The organism is Nocardioides sp. NPDC092400 (assembly GCF_040684155.1).
Lineage (GTDB): Bacteria > Actinomycetota > Actinomycetes > Propionibacteriales > Nocardioidaceae > Nocardioides.
In genome coordinates this window covers 186,132-204,310 of record NZ_JBFBFJ010000001.1, presented here as the reverse complement: position 1 = coordinate 204,310, position 18,179 = coordinate 186,132, and the positions used below count along the sequence as shown (strand labels likewise).

Sequence of the window (18,179 nt, the reverse complement as noted above, 5' to 3'; positions counted from 1 at the left end):
TGTGCTCGGGATCGCTGCGGGATTGCTGCGGGATTGCTGCGAGGGTTGCTGCGGGGACTGCTGCGGGGACTGCTGCGGGGACTGCTGCGGGGGTTGCTGCGGGGGTTGCTGCGGGGGTTGCTGCGGGGGGTGACGGTCCGGCCCGGCGTCGCGGTCGAGCCGCGTCAGGCGGCGGCGATCGCCGCGCCCCAGTCGGGTGCGGCGAGCCGGTCCACCACGTCGGTGACCTGCCGGGGGGCCAGGAGGGTGACCTCGCGCTGGACGAGCTCGGTCACGCTCGGCCGGCTCGGCCCCGCGGTCGGCGACATGGGCGACACGGGCGGCACGCAGACGTGCCCCCCGCGACGTACGGCGCGGACGGCCGACCGGACATCGGCCCCGGCCACGACGACCGCGGCCCGCCCGGACGGCTCGCGGCCGGCGACCTGCGCCCGGACGGCGTCGTCGGTGAGACAGGGCGTGGCGAGCACGAAGCCGTCGACCAGACGCTCGGCGAGCACCGCGGTCGGCGACCCGGGCTCGGTCACGACGAGCGTCGTGCGTGCGGCCGGCGCCTCCAGGAGGGCGGCGGCGGCGAGCACCGCCGTGCGCAGCCGCTCGGCGGCCGCGGCCGGCAGGTCGGGTCCGACGACGCGCCCGTGGTCGACCGGGGCCGAGCACCAGAGCCCCGCACCCGACCGGCAGGTCGAGCACCGCCCGCACGACCGGTCGACCAGGACCGCAGAGCTGGCGCCGCGTGCCGCGGTGCCGAACGAGACGACTGCTCGATCCATCGGTTTGCCCCCTCGATCCACCCGACTCGTCGGTCGGTTCACTGGGTGGGACGCTAGGTAACCCCGATCACACTGTCAAGGGGTTCTCGTGGCGCCGGTCACAAAATCTTCGAGGCTCACCGCCGCTTGACGCGCCCGGACCCCTGCGGGAACCATGGCCCGAGGCTCGCTGGCGGTCGCCGACGCGTGACCGACCCGCGAGCCGACCTGAACCCGTCATTGGGAATCTCCCGACCAGCCGGTCGGTTGTCGCGCTGACGAGCACTACAGTCACACCTCGTCAGCCACGGAAGGACGCGCGCACGTGAAGACAGTGGACAGAGCGGCCCGACGCCGCATGTCGTCGACCGAACGACGTCAGCAGATCGTGACGAGAGCGGCCGGCCTGTTCGACCAGTCCGGGTACTCCAACACGACGATGGACGACATCGCGAAGGACGTCGGCGTCGCCAAGCCGACGCTGTACCACTACTTCCCGAGCAAGGACGACATCCTCCACGCCATCCACGGCGAGTTCATCGACCTGCTGATCGAGCGGCACGAGGCGCGCGCGGAGACCGGCCTGCGGCCCGAGCAGCTGCTGCTGGAGGTGATGGCCGACATCCTGGAGCTGATGGAGACGCACCGCGGCCACGTCCGCGTGTTCTTCGAGCACCACCGCGAGCTGCCGCCCGAGGCGCGGGGCCCGATCAAGGAGAAGCGGGACCGCTACGAGCGCATCGTGGAGGACCTGATCGCCGCCGGCATCGAGTCCGGCGTCTTCAGGTCCGCCGACGCCCACCTGGCCGCGCTCGCGACGTTCGGCATGTGCAACTGGGCCTACCAGTGGTACCGGCCGGGTGGCCGGCTGCGCTCGCGCGAGCTGGCGTACCAGTTCTGGAACTTCCTGGTCTACGGCCTGGGCACCGACCAGCTGCCGCTGCCGACCGCGCGGGCGACCCCGCCGGCCTGACGCCGGGCACTCCCGCGCCCGCGGCACGCCCCTCGTCCCGTGGACGGAGGGGCGTGCCGCACGCCCGGTCGCGGGTCAGCGGTACTCGTCGACGCCCCACGCCTCGAGCCGCCGCCGGATGTCGACGAGGCAGCGGGTGGCGTCGGCTCCGTCGACCGCGCGGTGGTCGAACGTCAGCGCCAGCCGCAGGATCGGCCTGATCGCGATCGACTCCTGCCCGTCGGCCATCGTGACCACCCACGGGCGGCGCTGGATGGTCGGCATCCCCAGGATCGCGACCTGTGGCTGGTTGATGATCGCGGGCGCCGAGACCGCTCCCACCGAGCCCGGGTTCGAGATCGTGAAGGTCCCGGCCCGGAAGTCGTCGGGGCCCGGCCTGCCGTCCCGCAGCCGGCCGGCGAGGTCGGCGATGCCCTGACCGAGCGACTCCACGGTCATCTGCTCGGCACCCCGCAGCACCGGGACCATGAGCCCCCGCGGGGTGTCGACGGCGATGCCGAGGTTCACCTCGCCCCAGCGCAGCAGCCGCTCGGTCTCGAAGGTCGCGTTGAGGTCCGGGTGGTCGAGGAGCGCCGCGCAGGTCGCCCGGGCGACGAAAGGCAGGAACGACAGCTTCGAGCGTCCCTGGGCGGCCCGCTGGGCGTTGAGCCGGGCCCGGACGTCGGTCAGCAGCCCGAGGTCGACGTCGACCTCCGTGGTCATGTGCGCAGCCGTGCGCCGCGAGCGTGACATGTGCTCGGCCGTCACCCGCCGGATGCGGCTGGTCGGCACGGCGTCGTACGGCACGTCCTCGTAGCCGACCGGGAGGCCGTCCGGCCCGACCGGCGCCGGGGCGGTCGGCGCGGGGACCGGCGCCGCGACGGTCTCCACGGCGGCCGGGGCGACGGCGGGGACCGCGGCGGGCTGCGCGGCGTGCCGACGCACGTCGTCGCGCGTGACGTGCCCGGCCCCGCCGCTGCCGGCCACCGCGGCGAGGTCGACCCCGGCGGTCGCCGCCAGCCGCCGCGCCGCCGGGGAGGCCGGCGGGCGGCCCGAGCGCGCGATGGCGTCGAGGGTCCGCCGGACCGCCTGGTGGTGGTCGAACGGGCCGGGGCGCAGCCGGGCCGGCTCGCCCGGGACGGTCGGTCCGGCCGGCGCAGGGACCGCGGGAGCCGCGACGGCGGGTGCAGCGGGGACCGTGCCGACCGGCGCCGCGGCCGGCGCGGCCGCAGCCGGCGCGCTCGCCGGCGCGCTCGCCGGCGCAGCGCCGTCCGCGGTCACGGTCGCCAGCGGCTCACCGACCGCGATGACCTCCCCCTCGGCGTACAGCTGCTCGGCGAGGACACCGGCGAGGGTGCTCTCGATCTCGGTGTCGACCTTGTCGGTCGCCACCTCGCAGATCGGCTCCCCCACCTCGACCGGGTCCCCGACCTGCTTCAGCCAGGTCGAGACCGTGCCCTCGGTCACCGAGACGCCCAACCGGGGCATCAGCACCGCCGAGGCCGCGGCGGGCGGCGAGGTCGGCGCTGGAGCCTCGCCGAAGGTGGCGGGGTCCGGGACGATCGAGGGCGGCTGGGCCGGCTCGGCGGGCGCCGGCTCGGCGGGGGGCGGGGCGGCCGGGGCCTCGTCGGCGGTCGCCACGGTGGCCAGCGGGTCGCCGACGGCGACGACCTCGTCGACGGCGTACAGCTGCTCGGTGAGGACGCCGGCGACGGTGCTCTCGATCTCGGTGTCGACCTTGTCGGTCGCCACCTCGCAGATCGGCTCCCCCACCTCGACCGGGTCCCCGACCTGCTTCAGCCAGGTCGAGACCGTGCCCTCGGTGACCGAGACGCCCAGCCGGGGCATCAGGACGTGCGCCATGGGTGAGCTCCTAGATGGCCGCGAGCGCGAGCGCCGCGGTGACGATGTCGTCCGTCGACGGGATGCATGCCTGCTCCAGCTCGGGGTCCTGGGGCAGCGGGGTGTCGGTGCCGCAGACCCGCCACACCGGCGCGTCGAGGGCGAAGAACGCCCGCTCCTGGACCTGTGCGGCGATCTCCGCCCCGAAACCGGCGGTGCGCGAGGCCTCGTGGACGACGAGCAGGCGGTGGGTCCGCTCCACCGAGGCGACGATGGTGTCGATGTCGAGCGGCACGAGCGTGCGCGGGTCGATCACCTCGACGTCGATGCCCCGGGGGGCCAGCTGCTCGGCGGCGGCGACCGCGCGGTCCACCATCAGGCCGGTCGCGACGACCGTCAGGTCGGCGCCCGGGCGCGCGATGCGGGCGGAGCCGAACGGCACCACGTGCTCGTCGGACTCCGGGACCGGTCCCTTCACCCGGTAGAGGCCCTTGTGCTCGAAGAACAGCACGGGGTCGGGGTCCCGGATGGCGGCCTTGAGCAGGCCCTTGGCGTCCGCGGGGGTGGCGGGCACCGCGACCTTGAGGCCCGCGACGTGCATCGCGATCGTCTCCAGGCTCTGGGAGTGCTCGGCGCCGGCGCCGCCCACGACGCCCGAGGGCAGCCGGACGACGACCGGCATCGTGAACTGCCCGCCGTGCATGTAGCGCCACTTCGCGAGCTTGTGGAAGATCTCGTCGGCCGCCGTGAACAGGAAGTCCGCGAACTGCAGCTCCACGACGGGGACCGTCCCGGCGAGCGCAGCGCCGGCGGCGCCGCCGACGATGAAGGTCTCGTTGATGGCGGTGTCGCGGACCCGCAGCGGGCCGAACTCCTCGAGCAGGCCCCGGGTGAGCCCGAAGACGCCACCGAGGCGGCCGATGTCCTGGCCCATCATCCAGACGCGCTCGTCGCGCCGCATCTCCTCGGCGAGCGCCTCGTTGATCGCTCGCGAGTAGCCGATCACGCGGTCCGTCTCGGTGCTGGTCGCGGTGCCGGTCGTCGCGGTGCCGGTCGTCGTCATGCCCACACGTCCTCGAAGATCACCGAGCGGTCGGCGCGCGGCGCCGCCAGCGCCGCGTCGAAGGCCTGCTCGACCAGGGTCCGGGCCTCGGCGTCGATGCCGCGGCGGACGTCGTCGGAGATGTCCTCGCCGAGACGGTGCACCGGGTCGTCGGGGATCTCATCGCCCAGCACGGGGTCGTCCCGGTAGGGCTGGCGGTCGCCCTCGTAGTGCCCCCGGATGCGGAGCGTCTTGGCCTCGACCAGCGTCGGGCCCTCTCCCCGCCGGGCTCGGTCGATGGCCTCGGACGTCACGTCGTGCACCGCCATCGCGTCCTGGCCGTCGACGACGACCCCGGGCATGCCGTACGCCGCGGCGCGGTCGGCGACGTGCTCGGTCGGGCTCTGCTCGGTGAAGCGGGCGGAGAGCGCCCAGCCGTTGTTCTCGCAGATCCAGACGACCGGCAGCTTCCACACCGAGGCCTGCAGGGCCGCCTCGTGCCAGGTCCCGCGCCCGGAGGCGCCGTCGCCGAAGAAGACGACCGTGACCCGACCGTCGCCCAGCAGCTGGGAGGCCGCCGCGGTGCCGGCACCCATCACGAAGCTGGAGCCGAGGGTGCCGCCCTGGCCCAGCACGTGCCGGGACGCGTCGGCGAAGTGGACGGTGCCGCCTCCCTTGCCTCCGGTGCTGCCCGTCCGCCGACCGAGGAGGTCGCCGAAGAGCGCCTCGAGCGCCATCCCCTTGGCGTAGGCGTACCCGAGCCCGCGGTGGGCGTAGTAGAGGTAGTCGTCGTCCTGCATGGCGCTCACCGCGCCGACCTGGAGGCCCTCCTGGCCGATGCCTGGGTGCCAGAAGCCCCCGAAGCCCTCCTTCTCGACGTGCTCGCGGATGCGCAGCTCGGCGAAGCGGATGGTCACGACCTGGCGGTAGACCTCCACGAGCAACGAGTGACGATCAGCAGCGGGCTGGCTCAAGGTCGCCTCCGGATCTCGACAGACCGACCGCTCGGTCGGTTCGCGTGCTGTGAAGGATGCCACAGCAGTCCCGGCGTGACAACGGTCAGCGGTGCGGCGGCCGACGAAGGGGTAGTCCGGCACACCGGGGCCCTTCCGACCCACGGGACGGGCGCGCTCGTGCCGGACTACCCCGCCCGGGACGTGCGACACCGACGCACCGCCACCGGGCAGCGGGTCACGCCCAGGCCGGTCCGGCGGACCGAGGGGTCAGCGGTGCCCCGCCCGCCCCGCGGGACGCAGGTCGTCCAGGGAGAACCCGGGCAGCGGCTCGTGGATCCGCACGCGGGCGATGGCGGCCTGCTTCTCGGTGTCGCGCAGCAGCGACTCGGCCGCCTGGGCGCAGGCGTGGCGGAAGGAGTCCTCGGGGAGCCGGTCGAGCGCACCGGGTGCGATGCCGACGGTGTAGGCCTGCTGGCCGACCGCACGCACCGTCACCGACCCGTCGTCGGACGCGCCCTCCGCGGCGAGCGACTCGAGCGCCGCGGCGTACTCCCGGTCGCGGCGGCCGAGCGGGATCCGCCGCTCGAAGACGCGACCGGTGACCTCCTTCTGCGCGACGGCGTGCTCGCGCAGGGCCGCGGCGAAGAGGAGCCGAGCGAGGGTCGAGAGCTCCCGCTCCAGTTGTGCGGGAGCGACCCGCGCGTAGTGACCGGGCGCGAACCAGACCTTGACCCGTCGCTCCCCCCTCACCTCCCCGAAGACCCGCTCGTTGGGGATGGAGACCGTGACCACCGAGTCCGCGATGCGGTCGGCCAGCCGCCGGGCGTTGGTCGCCACGTCGCTCACTCGCGACCCCCGAACGTGGGGTTGTCGGCCACCGAGGGCCGCGGCATCTTCACCGGCGACTGCCCGGGCTCCAGCGCGTAGGCGGCCTCGAAGTCGTCGGCGCTGTCGCTCAGCGCTCGGGCGATGTCGTCCTCCTTGGCGATGATGTCGTTGTTGAGCTTGGTCATCTCCGCACGCAGCGACTCGACGATCTCCCGGGGCGAGCTGCCGCTGATCGAGGAGGCGGTCTCCTCCGCCTCCGGGACGAACGCCCCGCCGATCGAGAGCCCGCCGGCGATGGCGGCGAAGGAGTAGGCGGCCACCAGGCTCCCGCCGGCGGTGAAGGGGACGGCCACGATCCCGGCGACGGCGCCGATGACGGTGAGGGCGGTCGAGACGCCCTTCGGGTCCTTGTCGTTGACGCTGCCCAGGGCGTCGATCGTCGCGTGCGCCAGCTCGTCGATCGACTTGCGGGCCTCGGTCCACAACGCCTCCTCCGCCTCGCAGGCGCCCTTGAGCACGTGGGCCGCCATCGAGAGGTTCGAGGTGACCGGGCCGAAGAGGCTCGCGAAGTTGGCGTAGCTGAGCGAGGTCCCGCTGGTCCAGCCCTGCATGAAGGCACCGGTGGGCTCGATCTGGCTGATGTTGTGCGAGGTGCCCGCGGCCCCGGCCCACTCGTTCGCGGTGGCGTCGTCGAGGTAGCTCGACGAGGCCAGGAACGGAAGCGCGGCGGCGATGTTCCCCGTGCCTCCGCCCAGCAGCCACGGGTCGGGGAGGTCGGTCCAGTCGTCGAAGATGGCCTCGACGCCTGCGAAGGTCTCCTCGGCCTGCCGCCGGACGATCGCCACGGCCGTGTCCTGGTCCGGGTCGCCGTCGAGGGCGTCCTCGATCTCCTCGACCGTCTTCTCGATGGCCAGGCGCTTGATCTCCTCCGCGTGGCTGCGGAGCTCCTCGTAGCTCACGGGTGGTCCACCCCTTCCATCTCGGCGCGGGCCTTGTCCATCCGCTCCTGCGCGCCCTCGTCCTGCGCGAGGATGTCGGCCAGGAAGACCTGGATCGCGGCGGAGGTGTCGTCGAGGTGGCCGATGCTGGTCTCGAGCGCGGCGTTGAGCAGCCCGGCGAGGCGGCCCCACTCGGCCGATGGGCCCAGCGGGTAGTTGCCGATCGGCCCCGACCGCTCGAAGGCCGTCGTCGAGCCCTCGTGGACCAGGCTCTCGGCCGAGCGGAAGTCGTCCGCCACGGCGGGGAGCCGTTCCTTGGAGATGATGTCGAGCTCGACCAGGTCGACGCCCTCGATGCCTTCGTAAGCCATGGTTCCTCCTGCAGGTGCGCCCCGGGAGCGGGGATCAGACGAATGGGGTCGTACGCCGGTCGGTCACTGCGCTGCGGTGTCGGGCACCTCCACCGTGGTGCTCGCCGTCGCGACCAGCTGCCGGGCGGCCGGCGCGCCGGCGCCCTGCTGCAGGCGCAGCTCGCTCCGCGCCCGCATCGAGATCCGGGCGCTCGGGGAGTCCGCCGGGACGGCGAAGACGTGCTGGCCGCTCACCCGGCCGCCCCGTTCCGCGGCGTCGAGGACGAGGTCGGGCGCCTGCCCGTCGGCCTCGACCGCCAGGTCGACCGACTCCACGGCGTACGTCGCCCCGTCGACCTCGGCGCCGGGCAGCTCGAGCCCCGCCCCCACGACGAGCCACGTCGTGCCCTCGGCGGCCCAGCCCAGGTCGGGCACGTAGGGCAGCGCCCGGACGGCGCCGACCTCGCAGCGCAGGCCCGCGACCGTGGCGCCCGCGGGCCGCAGCCGCGGCTCGCAGTCCTGGGTCGGCAGCGAGGACGGGTCGGGGGTGTCCTCGTAGAGCGCGTCGGCGGGACCGGCGGTCCGCTCACCACCGGGCACGGACACGGTCTGGGTGAGGCCGTCGTAGCCGACCTCGAGGGTCAGCCCGTCGGCCAGCTCCTCGGGCGTGCCGTCGACGGCCACGACGAGGTCCTCCGGCGCCCGGACGGACCCACCGGCGTCCGTGCCGTCGCCGTCACGGACCACGCCCAGCCCGTAGTCGCGGTCACCGGCGCCGAGGGCGAGCTCGACGGAGCGGGCGGCTCCCGCGCGGCCGGCGAGGTCCCACACGTCCGCGCGGCCCAGCCCGTCCCGGAACCGGGTCGCCACGCGGACGAGGCTCCCCCCGTCCGGCGCGCGCAGCTCGCCGATCTCCTCGGCAGGCTCGGCCACCACCACCTCGAGGGTGCCGACGGGCACGACGACGGAGACCTCGGTGCCGGCGGGCGTCCCGCTGGTGTACGCCTCGACGTCGCCGACGTCCACCGCGTCCGCCGAGGAGCAGGCGGCCAGGCCGGAGAGGGCCACGGCCACGAGCGCGACGAGTGCTGCTTGACGGCGGGAGGGGGCGCTCACGCCTCCTGACCTGCCCCGCGAGCGTGCCCGCCAAACGGACGGGATCAGACGTTGAAGCGGAACTCCACCACGTCGCCGTCGGCCATGACGTAGTCCTTGCCCTCCATGCGGACCTTGCCGGCCTCCTTGGCCTTCTGCATGGAGCCGGCCTCGACGAGGTCGGCGAAGGAGACGATCTCGGCCTTGATGAAGCCGCGCTGGAAGTCGGTGTGGATGACGCCGGCGGCCTCGGGGGCGGTCGCGCCCTTCTTGATCGTCCAGGCCCGCGTCTCCTTGGGGCCGGCGGTCAGGTAGGTCTGCAGCCCGAGGGTGTCGAAGCCGACGCGGGCGAGCACGTCGAGGCCGGGCTCCTCGACGCCCATCTCGGCCAGCATCGCGCGCGCCTCGTCGTCGTCGCCGAGCTCGACCAGCTCGGACTCGAACTTGGCGTCGAGGAAGATCGCCTCGGAGGGGGCGACGATCTCGCGCATCCGGTCCTTGAGCGCCTCGTCGGCGAGCTCGTCGGCGTCGCAGTTGAACACGTAGATGAACGGCTTGGCGGTCAGCAGCGATAGCTCGCGGACGAGGTCGCGGTCCACCGAGGTGGCGATGACCGGCGTACCGGCCTCCAAGTGGCCGAGGGCCTCCTTGGCGGCGTCGAGGTTGGCCACGAGGGACTTGTTGCCGCGCGCCTCCTTCTCCAGGCGCGGGATCGCCTTCTCGACCGTCTGCAGGTCCGCGAGGACGAGTTCGGTCTGGATCGTGGAGATGTCGTTGGCGGGGTTGACCTCGCCGTCGACGTGGGTGACGTCCTCGTCGCGGAAGACGCGCGTGACCTGGCAGATCGCCGCGGACTCACGGATGTGGGAGAGGAACTTGTTGCCCAGGCCCTCGCCCTCGGACGCACCGCGGACGATGCCGGCGATGTCGACGAACTCCACGGTGGCCGGGAGGATCTTGGCGCTGCCGAAGATCTCGGCGAGCACCGGCAGCCGCTCGTCCGGCACGCCCACGACCCCGACGTTCGGCTCGATCGTGGCGAACGGGTAGTTCGCCGCGAGCACGTCGTTCTTGGTCAGGGCGTTGAAGAGGGTGGACTTGCCCGCGTTGGGGAGACCGACGATGCCGATGGTGAGAGCCACGGGCGGGCAGTCTACGGAGACGCGAGGGACCCGGCCGAATCACCGACCGGGTCCCTGACGGGGCGTGACGTCCTAGCGGAAGCGGCGCAGCAGGCCGCGGACCCCGCGCCCGACCGCCTCGTCCTGCGGCCGGCGCCCGGTGCCCGGCGTGCGCCGCCCGGTCCCGATGCCTCCCGTGCCGGCCCCGCCGGTCCGCGGCGTCCGCCTCGCACCGGCCGCCACCCGGCTTACCACCTGGTTCAGCTTGCTCATCTCGGTCTCCCTCCTCGACGTGCTGGACTGCTCCGGTGCCCGCCTCCGGGTCGCCGCAACCGGCGCCACGCCGGGGGTGGCAGCATCGCCGCGTGGACGTCGACCGGACCCGTGCCTGCTTCCCCGCCCTCGACCTCGGGGTCGCCCACTTCGACGGGCCCGGCGGCTCGCAGGTGCCGCGCCAGGTGGCCGAGGCCGTGGCGGGCGCGATGACCGCCGGCCTGGGCAACCGGGGCACCACCACCGAGGCCGAGCGGCGCACCGAGCGGGTCGTCGCCGAGGCCCGCGCGGCCGTCGGGGACCTGCTCGGCACCGACCCCCGTGGCGCGGTGTTCGGCCGCTCGATGACGCAGCTGACCTTCGACCTCGCCCGCACGCTCTCCCGGTCCTGGGGCCCCGGTGACGAGGTCGTGGTGACCCGGCTCGACCACGACGCGAACATCCGGCCCTGGGTCATCGCCGCCGAGCGCGCCGGCGCGACCGTGCGGTGGCTGGGCTTCGACCCGGTGACCGCCGAGCTCGACGACGTCGCACCCCTGCTCTCCGAGCGCACGCGGGTGGTCGCGGTCACGGCCGCGTCGAACCTCCTCGGCACCCGCCCCGACGTACGTCGCGTGGCCGACGCCGCGCACCAGGTCGGAGCGCTGGTGCACGTCGACGGGGTGCACCTGGCGCCGCACGCGCCGGTCGACCGGGTGGCCCTCGGGGCCGACGTGCTCGTGTGCTCGCCGTACAAGTTCTTCGGCCCGCACCTCGGCGTCCTGGCGGCGGACCCGGCCCTCCTGGAGACCCTGCACCCTGACAAGCTGCTGCCGTCGACCGACGCGGTGCCCGAGCGCTTCGAGCTCGGCACGCTCCCCCACGAGCTGCTGGCCGGTATCACCGCCGCGGTCGACTTCATGGCCGGCGTCGAGCCCGGGACCGGCAGCCGACGCGAGCGGCTGACCGCCTCCATGGGCGCCGTCGAGGCCCACGAGGCCGCGCTGCTCGAGCGGCTGCTCGTCGGGCTGCGCGCGATCGACGGGGTCGCGCTCCACGGCGCCCCGGCCCGGCGCACCCCGACCGTGCTGCTCACGGTGGAGGGGCGCGCACCGGCCGACGTGAGCCGGCACCTCGCCGCCGCGGGGGTCAACGCCCCGGCCGGACACTTCTACGCGATCGAGGCGTCGCGGCACGCGGGCCTGGGCGACGCCGGCGGCGTGCGCGCCGGCCTGGCGGCGTACACCTCGGCCGGGGACGTCGACCGCCTCCTCGCCGCGCTGGAGGACCTCACCCGGCGGTGACGCGCCCGGCCGTCCCTAGGCGAGCAGCGTGACCGCCGCGACGACCCCGGCGACCAGGACGGCGGCACGCAGCACCGACGCGGGCAGGCGCCGGGCGATCCGTGCGCCGAGGTAGCCGCCACCGACCGAGCTGAGGGCCAGCACCGCGACGACCGCCCAGTCGACGTCGGCCACGACGGTGAAGACCAGTCCGGCGACGATGTTCGAGGCCATCAGGGAGGTGGTCCGGATCCCGGCGATGACGCCGAGGTCGACATCCAGCCCGAGGGCCAGCACCGCGATCATCATCACGCCCGCCCCGGCACCGAAGTAGCCGCCGTACACCCCGGTGAGGACGACGAACACCGTCGTGGGGGCCGAGAGCCGCAGGCGCGGCGCGCGCTCCTCCGGGCCGTGCCTGGCGCGCAGCGCCGCCGAGATCCGCGGCTGCGCGGCCACCAGCACGCAGGTGCCGAGGATGAGCCAGGGCACGACCGCCTCGAAGACGCTCGAGGGGAGCGCGAGCAGCAGCGCCGCCCCGCCGAGGCCCCCGAGGGCGGAGAGCACGATCACGCGCGCGGTCAGCCGGGGGTGGACGGCCAGCTCTCGGCGGTACCCGACGGCACCGCCGGCGCCGGCCGGGACGAGCCCGACGGTGTTCGACACGTTCGCGACCACCGGCGGCAGGCCCACGGCGAGGAGCACCGGGAAGCTCAGCAGGCTGGCCACGCCGACGGTCGAGGTCAGCAGGCCGGCGCCGAAGCCGGCGAGGGCCACCCAGACGTGCTCGAGGACGCCGTCCACCGTTCCCGCCCTCCGTCGACCGCGCACTCGGCTTGGCGCGGACTGGCCTGACCACTGAACCACAACCCCGCCTCGCTCCTCGGGCGGGGCGGGTGCTCAGGCGTCGAGGATGCCCTGGCAGGCCGTGGCCGCGGCGGCGGCGTCGCCGCGCAGGACCGCCTCCGCGAGCCGGTCGAGCCGGGCGTGCACGGCCGGGGAGTCCGGCGGGCCGGGGGCGTGGGCGGCCAGCACCTCGTCCAGCTCGGCCAGCAGCCCGTCGCCGGAGAGGCGGCGGACGCACCGCCAGGTGTGGTCGAACGAGCGCTGCCGCCCGTCCGGCGCCAGCATCGCCATCCGCAGCGCGCTGTCGGCACCGGCGGCCACCCGGGCCATGCCGGCGAGGACCGCCTCCCGGGCGACGAGGACCTCCGAGCGCGGACGCTCCCCGATCCGGTCGGCCCACCCCGGACCCGCCGGGGCGCCGACCGGCTCGGGCTCGCGGACGAGCGCACCGACGCCGTGCCGCACCTCGATCCGGCCGCGGGTCTCGAGCGCGGCGAGCGCCCGCGACAGGGTCGCCCGGCTCACCCCCAGCTCCGCGGCGAGCTGGCGCTCCGGCGGGAGCCGGTCGCCCCCCACCAGCCCCTGCGCCTCGATGAAGTCCGAGATGTGCGCGGCCAGGCTTTCGTAGAGGCGCTCGCGCCGCAGCGGAGGGAGGCGGCGCGACTCATCACCGGACATGCCGCGAGTCTAGGCACGGGTGGCCCGGTTGTCAGGTGGCCTAGCCACTGACATGATCGACCGATCTGCGCATGACGCGCGTCACACATCGAGGAGAAGTGAGTGTCCACCGAAATCGTGTCCCTGGCGGTCCTCGTGATCGTGTTCCTGGTGGCGACCGTGCGCGGCGTCAACATGGGCGCCCTCGCCCTGGTCGCGGCGTTCGTCGTCGGCCTGGCGGTCTACGACCTCGAGGTCGACGGCGTGCTGGCCGGCTTCCCGAGCGACCTGTTCGTGATCCTCGTCGGCGTCACCTACCTCTTCGCGCTGGCGAAGAACAACGGCACCGTCGACTGGATCGTGCACGCCGCGGTCCGGGCGGTGGGCGGCCGCGTGGCGCTCGTCCCCTGGGCGATGTTCCTCGTCTGCGCGGCGGTGACGGCCATCGGCGCGGTCAGCCCGGCCGCGGTGGCCATCGTCGCGCCGGTCGCCATGGGCTTCGCGCTGCGCTACCGGATCAACCCGGTGATGATGGGGATGATGGTCGTGCAGGGCGCGACCGCGGGCAGCTTCTCCCCCATCGGCGTCTTCGGCAGCATCACCAACGGCGTCGTCGACCAGAACGACCTGCCGGGCAACCAGCTCGTCCTCTTCCTCACGACCTTCACCGCGGCCGCGATCATCGCGGCGATCACCTACGTCGCGTTCGGCGGCCGCGCGCTCCTGGCGCGCGGCAAGGAGACCGAGACGGTCGCCGCGATGGGCGCGGAGGCCGAGGCCGCCAGCCACGCGGTCATGCGCGAGCGCTCCGCCGGCACGCCGCACTCGGCCGTCGAGGCCGGCCGCACTGCCGGCGGCGCCGGCCAGGGCACCGGCGACGGCACCGGCGACGGGGCGGACGCCGAGCAGCACACCCTGAACGCCCAGCGCATCGTGACGCTCCTCGGCCTCGGCGCGCTGATGGTGGGGGCGCTCGGCTTCGACCTCGACGTCGGGTTCACGGCGCTGACGATCGCGGTGGTCCTCACCCTCGTCTTCCCCGACTCCGCCAAGGGCGCCGTCGAGAAGATCAGCTGGGGCACCGTGCTGCTCATCGGCGGCATCGTCACCTACGTCAACCTGCTCCAGGACCAGGGCGTGGTCGACTGGCTCGGCGAGCAGGTCGCGGAGGTCGGCGCGCCGCTCGTGGCCGCGCTCCTCATCTGCCTGATCGCCGCGATCGTCTCCGCCTTCGCCTCGACCACCGGCATCATCGGCGCGCTGATCCCGCTCGCCGTGCCGTTCCTGCTGACCGACCAGGTCAACGCCATCGGGCTGATCGCCGCGCTCGCGATCTCCAGCTCGGTCGTCGACTGCAGCCCGTTCTCCACCAACGGCGCGCTCGTCGTCGCCAACGCCGACGCCGCCGACCGCGAGCTGGTCTTCAAGCGGCTCATGCAGTGGGGCATGTCGATCGTGCTCATCGCCCCGCTCGTCGCCTGGGCGGCGCTGGTGGTCACGACCACCTGAGGCACCCCTGCGGCGACGGCTCCTCAGAGGGCCGCGACCGCCTCGGCCAGGGCCGCGGCGTCGGTCACCTCGACCGGCGGCCGCGGCCCTGCGTCGTCCACCACGTGACCGGGCCGGGCCAGCCGCACCGTCGCCAGGCCCGCCTCGAGAGCGCCCCGGACGTCGCGCGCCGACGCCGCGACGTGCACCAGCCGCTCCGGCGCCACGGTCGCCGCCGCGGCGGCGTACAGCTCGGGGCTGGGCTTGTAGGCGCCGAGCCGCTGCGAGGTCAGCACCAGCCCGGGGTCGACCAGCGCGTGGGCGCGCGTGCGGCGAGCGAGCGCGTCGTCGACGTTCGAGAGCAGGCCGACGCGGTGGTCCCGCGCCACGGCGGCCACGCCCGCGGCGACGTCGCGCCACAGCGGCCACTCGGCGACCGACTCCTCGAGGGTGGCCAGGTCGCCGTCGACGTACGACGCGTCGACGCCCAGCTCGTCCCAGGCGCGCGCCAGCGCCTCGCGGGAGAGGTCGTGGAAGGTCAGCGGCGGCCGCGCGGTCCGCTGCAGCGCCTTGTTGTGGCCGTCCCAGCGGTCGTAGAGCTCCTCCCCCGACTGCGGCCAGCCCCGCTCGGCGGCGAGGCCGCCCAGCACGAGGGCGGCGCCGGACCGGCTGTCGGTGAGCGCGCTGAACAGGTCGAAGGTGACGATCACCCGCACGACCGTAGCCGCGGCCCCCTCCCTAGGCTGACGGGCGTGCGCCTCGCCACCTGGAACGTCAACTCCCTCCGCTCCCGCATCGGCCGCGTCGAGGCGTTCCTCGAACGGCACGACGTCGACGTCCTCGCCCTGCAGGAGACCAAGGCGCGCGAGGAGCAGGTGCCGCTGATGGGCCTGCAGTCGATGGGCTACGAGGTCGCCTACGCCGGCACCAACCAGTGGAACGGCGTCGCGGTGCTCAGCCGTGTCGGCCTCGAGGACGTCGAGGTCGGCTTCCCGGGACAGCCGGGGTGGGGCGACCCGGCCGAGTCCGAGGCGCGCGCCGTCGGCGCCACCTGCGGCGGCGTGCGCGTGTGGTCGCTCTACGTCCCCAACGGCCGCAAGGTCGACGACCCGCACTACGTCTACAAGCTCGACTGGCTGGCCCGGCTGCGCGACGCCGCGCAGCCGTGGCGCGACACCCCGACCGCACTGGTCGGCGACTGGAACATCGCCCCCACCGACGAGGACGTCTTCGACCCCCGGCAGTTCGCGACGTCGACGCACGTGACGCCCCGCGAGCGGGCGGCGTTCCAGGGGTTCCTCGACGACGGGTACGTCGACGTGGTCCGCCCGCACGCGCCGGGTCCGGAGGTCTACACCTACTGGGACTACTACCGGCAGCGCTTCGAGCGCAACCGCGGGCTGCGGATCGACTTCGTGCTCGGCTCCGCGCCGTTCGCCGAGCGCGTGACCGGCGCGTTCATCGACCGCGAGGAGCGGGCCGGCCAGGGCGCCTCGGACCACGCGCCGGTCGTCGTCGACCTCGACTGACCCTCCTCCCGGCGCCGGGCACGGCCGCCCGCTCGGCCCTTCTGCAGGGCACTGTCGGTGGGCGGCACCATGCTGTCGCCCATGCAGACGGTGACGTTCTTCCTGGCGCTCGCGGTGGGCCTGGCGCTGGGCGCGGTGCTCGGCGTGCTGTGGGCGCGCTCGCGCCCCGCGGTGGTCGAGGGCGCGCTGGAGTCCGCGGAGGTCATGCAGGGCCTGGACCGGCTCAGCGACCAGCTGCACCACCTCGACCTGCAGCGCGAGGGCTGGACCGGCCGGCTCCACCAGCAGGTCGACGACCTGCGGCGGGAGACCCAGTCCCTGAGCACGGCGCTGCGCAAGCCGCAGGTCCGGGGACGCTGGGGCGAGCTGCACCTGCGCCGGGCCGTCGAGCTCGCCGGGCTGGTCGACCGCTGCGACTTCAGCGAGCAGGTGCGGCTCGAGGACGGCGCCCTCCGGCCCGACCTCGTGGTCAACCTCGTCGGCGGACGACGGGTCGTGGTCGACGCCAAGGTGCCGCTCGACGCCTACCTCGACGCGAGCGCGGCCGACGACGAGGACGAGCGCCGCCACCACCTGGCCCGGCACGCGCGCCAGCTGCGCACCCACGTGGAGCAGCTCGGCTCCAAGGCCTACTGGCGCTCGCTGCCCGAGACGCCGGAGTTCGTCGTGCTGTTCGTCCCCGCCGAGTCGTTCCTGGCCGCCGCGCTGGACGCCGACGGCGCGCTGCTCGAGCACGCCGCGAGCCGCCAGGTCGTGCTCGCCTCGCCGACCACCCTCATCGCCCTTCTCCGGACGGTGGCCCACGGGTGGAGCCACGAGGCGCTCGCCGAGCAGGCCCGCGACATCCACCGGCTCGGGCGCGACCTGCACGCCCGGCTCGGCACGCTCGGCGGCCACCTCGACTCCGTCGGCCGGTCCCTGAACGCCGCCGTGGGCCACTACAACTCCGCCGTCGGGTCGCTGGAGTCCCGGGTCCTGGTGGCGGCGCGGCGGTTCCAGGACCTCGCCGTGACCGACGAGGAGCTGGCCACCCCGAGGGCCGTCGAGCTGCGGGCGGTGGACCGCGGTGACCGGCGCGGCGCCCCCGACGAGGCCGACCGCGGCCCTACCGTGGCCTGAGTGGCCGCTGCACCGGCGGCGAGGAGGAGTCGTGGAGCGTTCCCGGACGCTGTGGGAGGAAGGGCGTGAGCCTGCCTTCCAGGTGGTCGCCCTCGGGCTCGCCGTCGCGCTGACCGCGGTGGTCGTGGACGTCTGGCTCTTCGAGGACCTGGGGCTGCTCTTCGACCTGTGCTTCGTGGCCCTGTGCGTGGTGATCGCGCTGCGCGTGCGCCCCCGCGACTTCTTCGTCGTCGGCGTCGCCCCGCCCCTGCTGATGCTCGGGGTCTTCGTGCTGCTGGGGACCACCGGTCCCGACACCATCGCCGAGGCGCACGACGGCACGGTCCAGGCGGTCGTGTCCGGCCTGTCGACCCACAGCCTCGCGCTTGTGGTCGGCTACCTGCTCTGCCTCGCCTGCCTCTACGTGCGCCAGCGGGTGCTGGCCGGCCAGGGCCAGCACACCGACCTGCTCGGCTCCTGAGGGGTCAGGCCTCGAACCGGTCCGGGTCGCCGGCGCCGCGGCGCAGCACCTGCGGCTCGCCCTCGGACCAGTCCACGACCGTCGTCGGCTCCGACGGCGTCTCCCCGCACTCGACGACGACGTCGACGTCGTGGTCGAGCTCCTCCTTGATCTCCCAGCCCATCGTCCGAGCCTCGGTCTCGCCGGGCAGGATCAGCGTGCTGGACAGCAGCGGCTCGCCCAGCTGCTCGAGCAGCGCCTGGACGAAGACGTGGTCGGGGATCCGCACGCCGACGGTCTTCTTCTTCGGGTGCAGCAGCCGCCGCGGGACCTCCGGCATCCCCGGCAGGATGAACGTGTACGGGCCGGGGGTCGCCGCCCGGATCGCCCGGAACGCCGCGTTGTCGACGTGGACCAGCTGGCCGAGCTGGGAGAAGTCCCGGCAGACCAGCGTGAAGTGGTGCCGGTCGTCGAGCCCGCGGATCCGCAGGATCCGGTCGCGGCCGTCCCGGTTGCCCACCCGGCAGCCGAGGGCGTAGCCGGAATCGGTCGGGTAGGCGATCAGCGCGTCGTCGTGGAGCGCGTCCACGACCTGCTGCAGCAGGCGCGGCTGCGGGTTGTCGGGATGGATGTCGACGAAGCGGGCCACCCCGCGAGCCTAGTCCCGTCCAGACCGGACGCGCGCGGGGC

20 protein-coding genes are annotated in these 18,179 nt (G+C 74.3%); 6 read left to right on the top strand and 14 right to left on the bottom strand.

Annotated elements, in window-relative coordinates; all coding sequences use genetic code 11:
- Positions 1-164: 164 nt before the first annotated feature.
- Entirely contained in the window at positions 165-773 is a 609-nt protein-coding gene (locus AB0N29_RS01020) for a hypothetical protein (protein WP_364863377.1), read from the bottom strand.
- A 367-nt stretch (positions 774-1,140) separates the two neighbouring features.
- Here AB0N29_RS01020 and AB0N29_RS01015 point away from each other — a divergent pair, with 367 nt between their 5' ends.
- Positions 1,141-1,725 (top strand): TetR/AcrR family transcriptional regulator, encoded by a 585-nt coding sequence (locus AB0N29_RS01015; protein ID WP_364863375.1) that lies wholly within the window; start codon positions 1,141-1,143, stop codon positions 1,723-1,725.
- A gap of 75 nt (positions 1,726-1,800) precedes the next feature.
- On the opposite strand, the gene sucB is transcribed toward AB0N29_RS01015, so the two are convergent.
- The 9 genes from sucB to AB0N29_RS00970 form a co-directional block, all read right to left on the bottom strand.
- Positions 1,801-3,567 carry a 2-oxoglutarate dehydrogenase, E2 component, dihydrolipoamide succinyltransferase gene (sucB, locus tag AB0N29_RS01010; protein ID WP_364863373.1) on the bottom strand — a complete coding sequence of 589 codons (1,767 nt, stop codon included), beginning with the start codon at positions 3,565-3,567 and terminating at the stop codon, positions 1,801-1,803.
- Between the two features lie 10 nt (positions 3,568-3,577).
- Positions 3,578-4,609 carry an alpha-ketoacid dehydrogenase subunit beta gene (locus AB0N29_RS01005; RefSeq protein ID WP_302269985.1) on the bottom strand — a complete coding sequence of 344 codons (1,032 nt, stop codon included), beginning with the start codon at positions 4,607-4,609 and terminating at the stop codon, positions 3,578-3,580.
- Positions 4,606-5,526 (bottom strand): thiamine pyrophosphate-dependent dehydrogenase E1 component subunit alpha, encoded by a 921-nt coding sequence (locus AB0N29_RS01000; protein ID WP_364865413.1) that lies wholly within the window; start codon positions 5,524-5,526, stop codon positions 4,606-4,608. Before AB0N29_RS01000 ends, AB0N29_RS01005 begins: the two co-directional genes overlap by 4 nt.
- A gap of 285 nt (positions 5,527-5,811) precedes the next feature.
- Positions 5,812-6,390: a hypothetical protein gene (locus tag AB0N29_RS00995; protein ID WP_364863370.1), complete on the bottom strand. Its 579-nt coding sequence runs from the start codon at positions 6,388-6,390 to the stop codon at positions 5,812-5,814.
- Positions 6,387-7,331: a hypothetical protein gene (locus tag AB0N29_RS00990; RefSeq protein ID WP_302269983.1), complete on the bottom strand. Its 945-nt coding sequence runs from the start codon at positions 7,329-7,331 to the stop codon at positions 6,387-6,389. The genes AB0N29_RS00995 and AB0N29_RS00990 overlap by 4 nt, the downstream gene beginning before the upstream one ends.
- Entirely contained in the window at positions 7,328-7,681 is a 354-nt protein-coding gene (locus AB0N29_RS00985) for a hypothetical protein (protein ID WP_364863368.1), read from the bottom strand. The genes AB0N29_RS00990 and AB0N29_RS00985 overlap by 4 nt, the downstream gene beginning before the upstream one ends.
- A 63-nt stretch (positions 7,682-7,744) precedes the next feature.
- Positions 7,745-8,776 carry a hypothetical protein gene (locus tag AB0N29_RS00980; protein WP_364863366.1) on the bottom strand — a complete coding sequence of 344 codons (1,032 nt, stop codon included), beginning with the start codon at positions 8,774-8,776 and terminating at the stop codon, positions 7,745-7,747.
- 44 nt (positions 8,777-8,820) lie between these two features.
- The gene (gene ychF, locus AB0N29_RS00975) at positions 8,821-9,897 is read right to left on the bottom strand and encodes a redox-regulated ATPase YchF (protein ID WP_302269980.1); all 1,077 of its coding nucleotides are present in this window, start codon (positions 9,895-9,897) and stop codon (positions 8,821-8,823) included.
- Between the two features lie 72 nt (positions 9,898-9,969).
- Entirely contained in the window at positions 9,970-10,149 is a 180-nt protein-coding gene (locus AB0N29_RS00970; RefSeq protein ID WP_302269979.1) for a hypothetical protein, read from the bottom strand.
- Between the two features lie 92 nt (positions 10,150-10,241).
- Between AB0N29_RS00970 and AB0N29_RS00965 the strand changes: the two genes are divergently transcribed.
- A complete protein-coding gene (locus AB0N29_RS00965) occupies positions 10,242-11,432 on the top strand; it encodes a cysteine desulfurase-like protein (protein ID WP_364863363.1) in 1,191 nt (396 codons plus the stop codon).
- Between the two features lie 15 nt (positions 11,433-11,447).
- Here the strand turns inward: AB0N29_RS00965 and AB0N29_RS00960 are convergent, their stop codons facing one another.
- Both AB0N29_RS00960 and AB0N29_RS00955 read right to left on the bottom strand, forming a co-directional pair.
- On the bottom strand, positions 11,448-12,215 hold the full coding sequence (locus tag AB0N29_RS00960; protein WP_364863361.1) for a sulfite exporter TauE/SafE family protein: 768 nt from the start codon (positions 12,213-12,215) through the stop codon (positions 11,448-11,450).
- A 96-nt stretch (positions 12,216-12,311) separates the two neighbouring features.
- Complete coding sequence (locus tag AB0N29_RS00955) at positions 12,312-12,935, bottom strand: GntR family transcriptional regulator (RefSeq protein WP_302269976.1); 624 nt, start codon at positions 12,933-12,935, stop codon at positions 12,312-12,314.
- Between the two features lie 102 nt (positions 12,936-13,037).
- Here AB0N29_RS00955 and AB0N29_RS00950 point away from each other — a divergent pair, with 102 nt between their 5' ends.
- Positions 13,038-14,423 (top strand): SLC13 family permease, encoded by a 1,386-nt coding sequence (locus tag AB0N29_RS00950; protein WP_364863358.1) that lies wholly within the window; start codon positions 13,038-13,040, stop codon positions 14,421-14,423.
- 23 nt (positions 14,424-14,446) lie between these two features.
- Here the strand turns inward: AB0N29_RS00950 and AB0N29_RS00945 are convergent, their stop codons facing one another.
- Positions 14,447-15,112 (bottom strand): HAD-IA family hydrolase, encoded by a 666-nt coding sequence (locus AB0N29_RS00945; RefSeq protein WP_364863356.1) that lies wholly within the window; start codon positions 15,110-15,112, stop codon positions 14,447-14,449.
- A 42-nt stretch (positions 15,113-15,154) separates the two neighbouring features.
- Between AB0N29_RS00945 and AB0N29_RS00940 the strand changes: the two genes are divergently transcribed.
- The 3 genes from AB0N29_RS00940 to AB0N29_RS00930 all read left to right on the top strand — a co-directional run bounded on the left by AB0N29_RS00940 (position 15,155) and on the right by AB0N29_RS00930 (position 17,510).
- Complete coding sequence (locus tag AB0N29_RS00940; RefSeq protein ID WP_364863354.1) at positions 15,155-15,931, top strand: exodeoxyribonuclease III; 777 nt, start codon at positions 15,155-15,157, stop codon at positions 15,929-15,931.
- 81 nt (positions 15,932-16,012) lie between these two features.
- Complete coding sequence (locus AB0N29_RS00935; RefSeq protein ID WP_302269972.1) at positions 16,013-17,050, top strand: DNA recombination protein RmuC; 1,038 nt, start codon at positions 16,013-16,015, stop codon at positions 17,048-17,050.
- Between the two features lie 31 nt (positions 17,051-17,081).
- Positions 17,082-17,510, top strand: coding sequence for a DUF6542 domain-containing protein (locus AB0N29_RS00930; RefSeq protein WP_302269971.1), 429 nt, complete (start codon positions 17,082-17,084; stop codon positions 17,508-17,510).
- Positions 17,511-17,514: 4 nt separating this feature from the next.
- Here the strand turns inward: AB0N29_RS00930 and AB0N29_RS00925 are convergent, their stop codons facing one another.
- Complete coding sequence (locus tag AB0N29_RS00925; protein WP_302269970.1) at positions 17,515-18,138, bottom strand: L-threonylcarbamoyladenylate synthase; 624 nt, start codon at positions 18,136-18,138, stop codon at positions 17,515-17,517.
- Positions 18,139-18,179: the final 41 nt, after the last annotated feature.